The sequence below is a fragment of the Actinomycetota bacterium genome (genome assembly GCA_012837825.1).
Lineage (GTDB): Bacteria > Actinomycetota > Humimicrobiia > Humimicrobiales > Humimicrobiaceae > Humimicrobium.
In genome coordinates this window covers 1-7,955 of the sequence record DUQM01000064.1, presented here as the reverse complement: position 1 = coordinate 7,955, position 7,955 = coordinate 1, and the positions used below count along the sequence as shown (strand labels likewise).

7 protein-coding genes are annotated in these 7,955 nt (G+C 38.6%); all 7 read right to left on the bottom strand.

The features are described from left to right. On the bottom strand, window positions 1–243 hold a 243-nt coding region (locus tag GXZ93_04720; protein ID HHT79083.1), incomplete at its 3' end, for a dihydrodipicolinate synthase family protein. A gap of 69 nt (window positions 244–312) precedes the next feature. Continuing rightward, on the bottom strand, window positions 313–1,365 hold the full coding sequence (locus GXZ93_04715) for an alcohol dehydrogenase catalytic domain-containing protein (protein ID HHT79082.1): 1,053 nt from the start codon (window positions 1,363–1,365) through the stop codon (window positions 313–315). Window positions 1,366–1,459: 94 nt separating this feature from the next. Then, a complete protein-coding gene (gene sucD, locus GXZ93_04710; GenBank protein HHT79081.1) occupies window positions 1,460–2,329 on the bottom strand; it encodes a succinate--CoA ligase subunit alpha in 870 nt (289 codons plus the stop codon). Window positions 2,330–2,331: 2 nt separating this feature from the next. After that, window positions 2,332–3,480 carry an ADP-forming succinate--CoA ligase subunit beta gene (gene sucC / locus GXZ93_04705; GenBank protein HHT79080.1) on the bottom strand — a complete coding sequence of 383 codons (1,149 nt, stop codon included), beginning with the start codon at window positions 3,478–3,480 and terminating at the stop codon, window positions 2,332–2,334. Continuing rightward, window positions 3,477–4,850: an aldehyde dehydrogenase family protein gene (locus GXZ93_04700; GenBank protein ID HHT79079.1), complete on the bottom strand. Its 1,374-nt coding sequence runs from the start codon at window positions 4,848–4,850 to the stop codon at window positions 3,477–3,479. The genes sucC and GXZ93_04700 overlap by 4 nt, the downstream gene beginning before the upstream one ends. A 191-nt stretch (window positions 4,851–5,041) precedes the next feature. After that, the gene (locus tag GXZ93_04695; protein ID HHT79078.1) at window positions 5,042–6,520 is read right to left on the bottom strand and encodes an aldehyde dehydrogenase; all 1,479 of its coding nucleotides are present in this window, start codon (window positions 6,518–6,520) and stop codon (window positions 5,042–5,044) included. 105 nt (window positions 6,521–6,625) lie between these two features. Then, the coding region (locus tag GXZ93_04690) for a hypothetical protein (protein HHT79077.1) at window positions 6,626–7,955 on the bottom strand (1,330 nt) is incomplete at its 5' end.

Genomic DNA, 7,955 nt, shown 5'->3' with positions numbered 1-7,955 from the left:
TCCTGTTCCCGCCATTACAACTTTATCTTGTTTGTTTTTTACAAAAACTTCAAGAATTTTCAGCTTTTCATCAGAAGTAAGGCTTTTATTCTCACCATTTGAGCCTAATGCCAGATAGCCCCCTATAGAAGTTTTATTATACTTTCGTATATTCTCTTCCAATTTATCGTACTGAACCTCTTCGTTTGAAGCAAAAGGTGTTATGGCAGGAATAAATACCCCGCTTAGTTTCTCTCTTAACATTATTTCTCCTTTAGTTAGGTTAGTATTCATTTTTTATTTGTAATTATTTGTTTTGTTCCTCTAAAAGAATTATTTATTATATTCTTTATCGGGAACAAGAACAATCTTTAAGCCCTGCTTTTTATCAACTTTTTCAAATGCCTTTCTGTACTCGGAAAGCGGCATAACATCAGAGATTACTTTGCCCAGATCGAGTTTGTTTTCGCTCAGCAGACTTATCGTATGTTCCCATGAAGAAAAAGTAGAACTCATGGATGGAATTATTTCAATCTCCTTCTGAACAGCTTTATCCCATTTTATGTTTATTGTTTCCTTCCCGCTTAATCCCAGACCGACCAGTTTTCCGCTTTTTGCCAGAATCTCAATTGCATCGTTTACTGCTGATTCGCTTCCGCTGCATTCAGCAACAAAATCTGCTCCATATCCTTCGGTATTGTTCATTACTACGTCTGTAAGTTTTTCCTTCTGAACATTTAAAACAAAATCAATTTTAAGCTCTCTTGCAACTTTCAGTCTGTATTCTTCATCAATATCAAGACCTGTTATGGCTATCTTGCGTGCGCCGCATGCTCTTGCAACCTGTGCCGCTATAAGACCTATTGCCCCCGCTCCGGTAACTACTACAAAATCATTGACCTTTATATTTCCTCTTTCAATGACAGCATGGGTGACTGTTGAGGCCGGCTCTATTGCTGCTCCTTCAACGAAAGATATATTGTCAGGTATTTTATGGAGTTTGCAGTCGGAAATCTTTATGTATTCAGCCATTGCCCCGTCAATTCCCCATCCCGGAGATCTTTTAAAAGCACACAGATGAGGTTTACCTGCCCTGCAGAATCTGCATACCCCACACACTTTCTGCTGAGGCTCAGAAGTTACCCTGTCTCCGACTTCAAATCGTGTAATATTTCTGCCTTTTTCAACTATTACACCGGCAAATTCATGCCCAAGTATGACAGGCGGCCAGTAAGGGAAAACATCATGAAATATATGCAGATCTGACCCGCAGATACCTGCAGCCATGACTTTTATAAGCACCTCATCATCATTGATTGCCGGATCCGGCACCTCTTTGTAATTTATATTATCATAACCTTTTTTTTCCTTTACTACCGCTTTCATAAAACATGCCTTACATTAAAATAAAATATATTATAAAGAGAACTAAAAAGCTGAAACAGGAAATTGCCCGCGGTCTCTGCCTTTTATAAACACACTATTGCATTTCTTTTATTATCTTAACAATATGTTCCGTGCTTTCAGCAATTATTACACCGGCTTCAGAAAGCTTCTTTTCCTTATTCTCAGCGCTTCCTGTTCCGTCAGCGGAAACAATTGCTCCTGCATGGCCCATTGATGTCCCTTTTGGAGCATTCTTTCCCGCTATAAGCGCTACAACAGGTTTCCTTATATGTTTTTTAATGTATTCGGCAGCAATCTCTTCGTCGCTTCCTCCGATTTCACCTATGAGAACAATGATCTTTGTCTGTTCATCGTTTTCAAACATTGGAAGGAAATCAATAAAAGATGAACCCGGAATCATATCTCCGCCTATACCTATTACCGTGGACTGTCCTATATTTTCATTGGTAAGAAGGAATACTGTCTCATAACAGTTTGTTGCAGACCTGGACATCAGCCCTACATTGCCCTGTGTGAATATCTTGTCGTGCATAAAACCCGCTTTTGACCTGCCAGGCGAAATAATTCCGAATGAATTCGGGCCTACAACTATGGAATCCGATTTCCTTGCAAGGTTATAGACTTTCATCATATCGTGAACAGGAACATGTTCAGCAATCGTTATAACCAGCGGTATCTTTGCATCAATTGCCTCATATGCTCCTTCGGCAGTAAATCTTGCAGGTACAAATAATACTGTAGTGTTTGCACCTGTTTCTTCATAAGCCTGTTTTACAGTATCAAAAACAGGAATTCCAAATACATTCTGTCCGCCTTTTCCGGGTGTGACTCCTCCCACCACTTTTGTACCATAGGCAATCATTCTTTCCCCATGAAAAGTTCCTTCCCTGCCTGTAATTCCCTGTATTATTAATTTTGTATTTTCATCTATTAATATACTCATACTTAAAATCTCCTGGAACTGATTTTACTAACACCATCGCTGATACTGTCAGCAATAATTACATTGCTGCCTATCTCTGACAATATCTTTAACGCTTCTGGCTTGTTTGTGCCTTCAAGCCTGATAACAACGACTCTGTCTTTTTCAATTTCTCCTGAATCCAAAGCAGCTTTTACTCCCAGGGCGACTTCATCACAGCGGGTAATACCCCCAAATATTGAAATAAACAGGCACATAATATTTTTGTTTTTAAAAATTATCTTTACTGCTTCAGCAATCCTGTCTGAAGTAGCTCCTCCGCCAAGATCCAGAGCAGCCCCGACCTTCTGCACATTTTTTGTTATAAGATCTATACAGGACATAATCATTCCCGAACCATTGCTTACAACAGCTATATTCCCTTCATCTGTAACAGGTATATAAAGAAAATTAAACTGCCTGGCTTCTTTTATCAGAGCATTTTCCTCAATTGAATTCCTGAATTCAGCTATATCGCTGTGCCTGTAAAGTGAACTATTGTCGATATCGGCCTTACAGTCTACTGCAAGCAATTTTCCATCACCTATAATTGCAAGGGGATTTATCTCAGTAAGAGTACAGTCATATTCTATAAAAAGCTTGTAAAGATTTTTGACAATTGAAGTAAAAGCTTCCGTAAGAGCAAGATCCAAATCATATTTTTTAAAGATATATCTGATTGTATATTCCTTAATCCCCATGAAAAAATTGATCGGAATCTTTACTATTTTTTCAGGATTATTTTTTGCTGTCTCCTCTATATCTACACCTCCCAGCGGACTGAATATCAACATCGGAGCTTTGTTGAACCTGTCAAGAACTATGCTCAGATACCATTCATCAGCCAGATCCACTTTCTCTGCAATCAGGACTTTTCTGACTTTCAGCTTCTTGATTTCCATCTGAAGCATCTCTTTTGCAAGCTTTTCGGCTTCATCCGGGCTTTCAGCAAATTTGATACCCCCTGCTTTCCCTCTTCCGCCAGCCATTATCTGTACTTTCAAAACATAAGGCGGATTTAAAGCTTTGATGGATTCCTTTATGTCCTGGTTTTCCTGTACAACCACTCCGTTCTGAATAGGGATACCGTATTCTTTTAATAATTCTTTACCTTTATACTCAAGAAGTTTCATAGACTTTCCCCCCAGAGCTCCTCATCGCTGGGAGCTTTCAGTGATTCGTTGAAGTAAGCTATCCGGCTTATATTTAATAAATGCTTGTAATCAAAATTTTCAGATATTGAGTTATTTCCCCAGGAGCCGCAGCCGAGAGTCGTGGTTGCGGCAAGACCATTAAAGAAGCTTCCGCCGTTTGATGTTGCACAAACCTGATTAATAAGAATCCTGCTGACTTTCACATTAAGAGCAGCATATTCAATATTCTCTTTATTATTAGAATGAATGGAAATACTGTGACCTTTACCTTCAAAATCAAGATTTGTCTGTGCATAATTTACAGCTTCCGAAAAATTCTTATACCTGATTAATGCAATAACAGGACACATTTTCTCTTTACAGAATACATCTTCCCTGCCTGTTCCGTCCGCTTCGACAACTATCACTTTCACACCGGCAGCAATGTCTATCCCGGCTATTCCTGCTATTTTTGACACTTCCTGACCTATGACATCTTTATTGGGAACACCATTTATAAAAAGAGCATCTCGCAGTCTTTGCTTTTCTTCTTTATCTGAAACAAAATGACACCCGTTATTCTTAAATTCACTAACGATATCATCAAACTTCTCGTCCGGAACCATTACAGTCTGTTCAGCAGAACAGATAATCCCATTGTCAAAAGCCCGGCCTGTAATGATTTTGGAAACAGCATCTTTTATGTCAATATCTCTGTCCATTATTACCTGAACATTTCCAACTCCGACTCCGAAAGAAGGTTTTCCGCTCGAATAAGCAGCTTTTACCATTCCCATTCCGCCTGTTGCCACAACAACATCCACTTTCCTCATAAGCTCATTTGTCAGATCTTTTGTCGGTTCCTCAATTATCTGTATAAGATCTGCCGGAACTTTCTCCGCAGATAGTTTTTCATTGCAGAGATCCACAAAATATTTTCCGCATTTTTTGGATCTCGGATGAGGAGCGATTATTATGGAATTTCCACCTTTTAAAGCAAACATTACATTGCACATAGGGGTTACTACCGGATTAGTGCATGGAGTAACAGCACCCACAACTCCCACAGGTTTTGCAATAAGCGCAATCTTGGTTTTTTCGTCATATTCAAGAATTCCTACTGATTTTTTACTTTTCAGACTGTTCCAGATTATTCTTGATTTTCCCAGTTTTTTCTTGAGCTTGTCTTCATAATTGCCCATTCCTGTCTCATCAACAGCCATTCTCGCAAATTTCTCAGCATTATCGAAAACAATTTTTGCGATTATTTTCACACACCTGTCAATACGGCTCTGGTCAAACTTCTCAAATTCAAGCTGTGCTACCCTTGATTTTTCAACCATTGCGTCAATTAATGAATTTTCATTCATAATTGTCCCATCTCCTTAAAAAATTTAATTAAATACAACCATTAAAAACAAATTCCGTGACAAGAAAACATATTATCTATCAATTACTTTAATACCAGTCCGGATAAGGTTTTATAAAGTAATTTATAAAAAAATATAATCTTCTTATCACGGAATTAAATCATTTAATTATTTTGATTAATAAAAACTTATTAATCTTCAAAACCATAATAATTTTCTCTTGGACCTGTATAAAGTACATTATTTTTGCACTTTAAGTATTCCATAAGACCTACAACTCCGCCTTCTCTTCCAAGACCGCTTTGTTTATTGCCGCCATATGAAGCTTCTATTTTTGACATCACATTTGTATTCATCCATACTATTCCTGCATTAAAGGTTTCAGTTGCTTTAAGCAATGTCCTGTAATTTTCACTCCATACCGTTGCGCCCAGACCATATACAGAATCATTGGATAATTCAAGAGCTTCCTCAAAATTATCAATTTTCTTTACAGTAACTACCGGCCCGAATATTTCTTCCTGAACACAGGCCAGATCATTTGAAGCAACTTCCAGAACCGTCGGTCTGTAGAAGTAGCCCTTATCCATAGGGGCATCCATTTCCCTGAAGCCGCCGCATAATAGTTTTGCACCATCGGCAACTGCATCTTTTACATATTTATCAACCTGTTTGAACTGATTCTCGTCAATCAGGGAACCCATCTGGGTCTCCGGATCCATTATGTCGCCCAACCTGATGGCATTGCATCTTGCAACCAGCTTCTCTACAAATTCATCATATATGTCTTTATGGACATATGCTCTGGTAGAAGCACAGCAAACTTCACCCTGCATGAAGCAGAAACCGATAATAAGTGAATTTACAGCGTCGCTTACAAGACAATCTTTGTCAGCAATAAAAGGTCCTTTTCCGCCAAGCTCAAGCAACACTTTCTTAAGGTTGGTTTCAGCAGAAGAATGAAGGCATCTTCTTCCAACTTCAGTCGAACCGGTAAATGAAACCATGTTCACATCATCATTACGGAGCATGGCCTCTCCCGTAACACTTCCGGAACCTGAGACAATGTTTATTACTCCTTTTGGATAGCCTGCTTCAAGGAAAATTTCTGCCATCATGGAACATGTAATAGGAGCAAGCGAGGAAGCTTTCAGTACTACGGTATTTCCTGCAGAAAGTGCAGGACATATTGTCCTGGTTGCAATATGAAGAGGGAAGTTCCAGGGTATGATAGAGCCTACAACCCCAAAAGGCTCGTATGTTTCATAACAAAGAGCGCTACGACCGGGAAGAGGTATGACATTGCCTCTTATCTGTCTTCCGAGGTTTGAAAAATATTCCATTGCCCTGAAGGCATAAGGCAGGTCTGTTCCCATGGTCTCTTTGATGGGTTTGCCTACATCTTTAGCTTCCCATTCTGCGAATTCCCGAATTCTTGCCTTGAACAAAGACAATGCTTTCATCATTAAATCTGCACGAACATCACCATCAGTTTTTGACCACTCAGGAAAAGCTCTCTTTGCAGCCTGAACTGCCTTGTTTACATCATTTGCCGACGCTGATGCAAGTTCAGCTAATGGTTCGCCTGTTGCCGGACAATAAGAAGTGAAATATTTTCCATCTTCCGGTTCAACCCACTCATTGTCAATAAATAATTTAAATTTTTTCATTCTTCCTCCTTCTGACCTTTACTATCTAATTGTTTTTTAAATTTTTAAAAGTTTTTAATCTTAATTATCGGAATTTGATTACTGTAATTTTTTAATTAATTCAGATTAAAAAATTACTGCAGGAATATTCATAAGATTGGCAAATTCCTTTACCTCCGCAATAATATCTCCATACACTATACCGTTGTGATGAGGTATTCCGTTGCAAAGAAGTGATTCAATAAATCCCATATTTCCGCTGTTCATCTTTATCGTCAGGTTGCTTCCTTTCAGATAAAGGTCATTGTCCACTACCTCTCCAAGACTAGCATGAATGGTATATTTTCCCCTTATTGCATTCAGTCTTACCACTGTCGCAACTCCGGCTTTTGAAGAAGATGTTTCTGCCAGGCCTCCAAACACTCTTTCTATCTTGGGTTTGGAAGAAGCTGTATTATAGGGACCGTTTCCACAATGCCAGAACAGTATTGCATCTTTCTCTTCAATATAATTTACAAGATCAGCCAGCCATGGAGTCCCCTTGGTCATTGCATATTCTATTAAAAGAGTGAGGGCTCCGTTTACATCACATTCACATGAAGCCATTATTCCTTCAGCACACATTCTTCCGTTTGCCGGACAAATAGGGGTTTTGTCGATATCCCTTAATTCAGGCCAGCAGTCCGGAGCATAAGCCTGTATTTTTCTTTCTTCAACTACCTTTTTTACAGCAAGATATACTCTTGACAACCCTCTGGATTCTTCCAGATTTTCTTTGGGTATGTTAAATATTTCCTGTTGCTTCTTCATATCTTCGCTGATTTCTTTTTCAGTAATACTTTTTATCACATTTGTAAAAGAATACATTGAAAGCTTTGTGATCGTAGTGCCAAAGATATTTTTTATTGCAAGTTCGTCAAAATCAGAAATTTCAAAACCATCAGGCCTCATGCCGATAACGCCTATTGAAGCCTCTTTAAGGTAAGATATTGCTCTTACCGCATTAACAAAAACTTTAATTTTGTCCTGAACATTCTGTTTTGAAACATTTCCATATACGAAGCTGAATTTTTTACCGAAATTTGCAAGTATGGAACCCTGCGGCATTGCTCCTACCATTGAGCCTGTAAAGCTATGTTTTTTTATGGCAAACTCCTCTATCCCCCAGATAAGATAAGGGCAGTCGATATTTCTGAAAATCTCTGCCGCTACTTCTCCTGTGCTGAAAGTACCATTGAATATTACTACTGCATCAACATTTTCGGATTTAAAAAGTTTCCATGCTGCTTTTGACATCTCTCTGCTATTTATAGAGGGTGCAGATTCAATAATAGAAACCTTCATTTCATCAGTAAAGAACTTTTTGGCATCTCCTGCTATCTTCTGGGCAGTGATTAGTTCTTCTTCATCCAGAAAGTCAAGAGTAAGATTAACGAAACCAAACTTCATTTTTTTA

What these genes read in the sequence shown, in the direction of transcription:
- GXZ93_04700 (HHT79079.1), bottom strand. Translation starts at nt 4,850, where the DNA reads ATGAATGAAAATTCATTAATTGACGCAATGGTTGAAAAATCAAGGGTA.
- sucC (HHT79080.1), bottom strand. Translation starts at nt 3,480, where the DNA reads ATGAAACTTCTTGAGTATAAAGGTAAAGAATTATTAAAAGAATACGGT.
- GXZ93_04695 (HHT79078.1), bottom strand. Translation starts at nt 6,520, where the DNA reads ATGAAAAAATTTAAATTATTTATTGACAATGAGTGGGTTGAACCGGAA.
- sucD (HHT79081.1), bottom strand. Translation starts at nt 2,329, where the DNA reads ATGAGTATATTAATAGATGAAAATACAAAATTAATAATACAGGGAATT.
- GXZ93_04715 (HHT79082.1), bottom strand. Translation starts at nt 1,365, where the DNA reads ATGAAAGCGGTAGTAAAGGAAAAAAAAGGTTATGATAATATAAATTAC.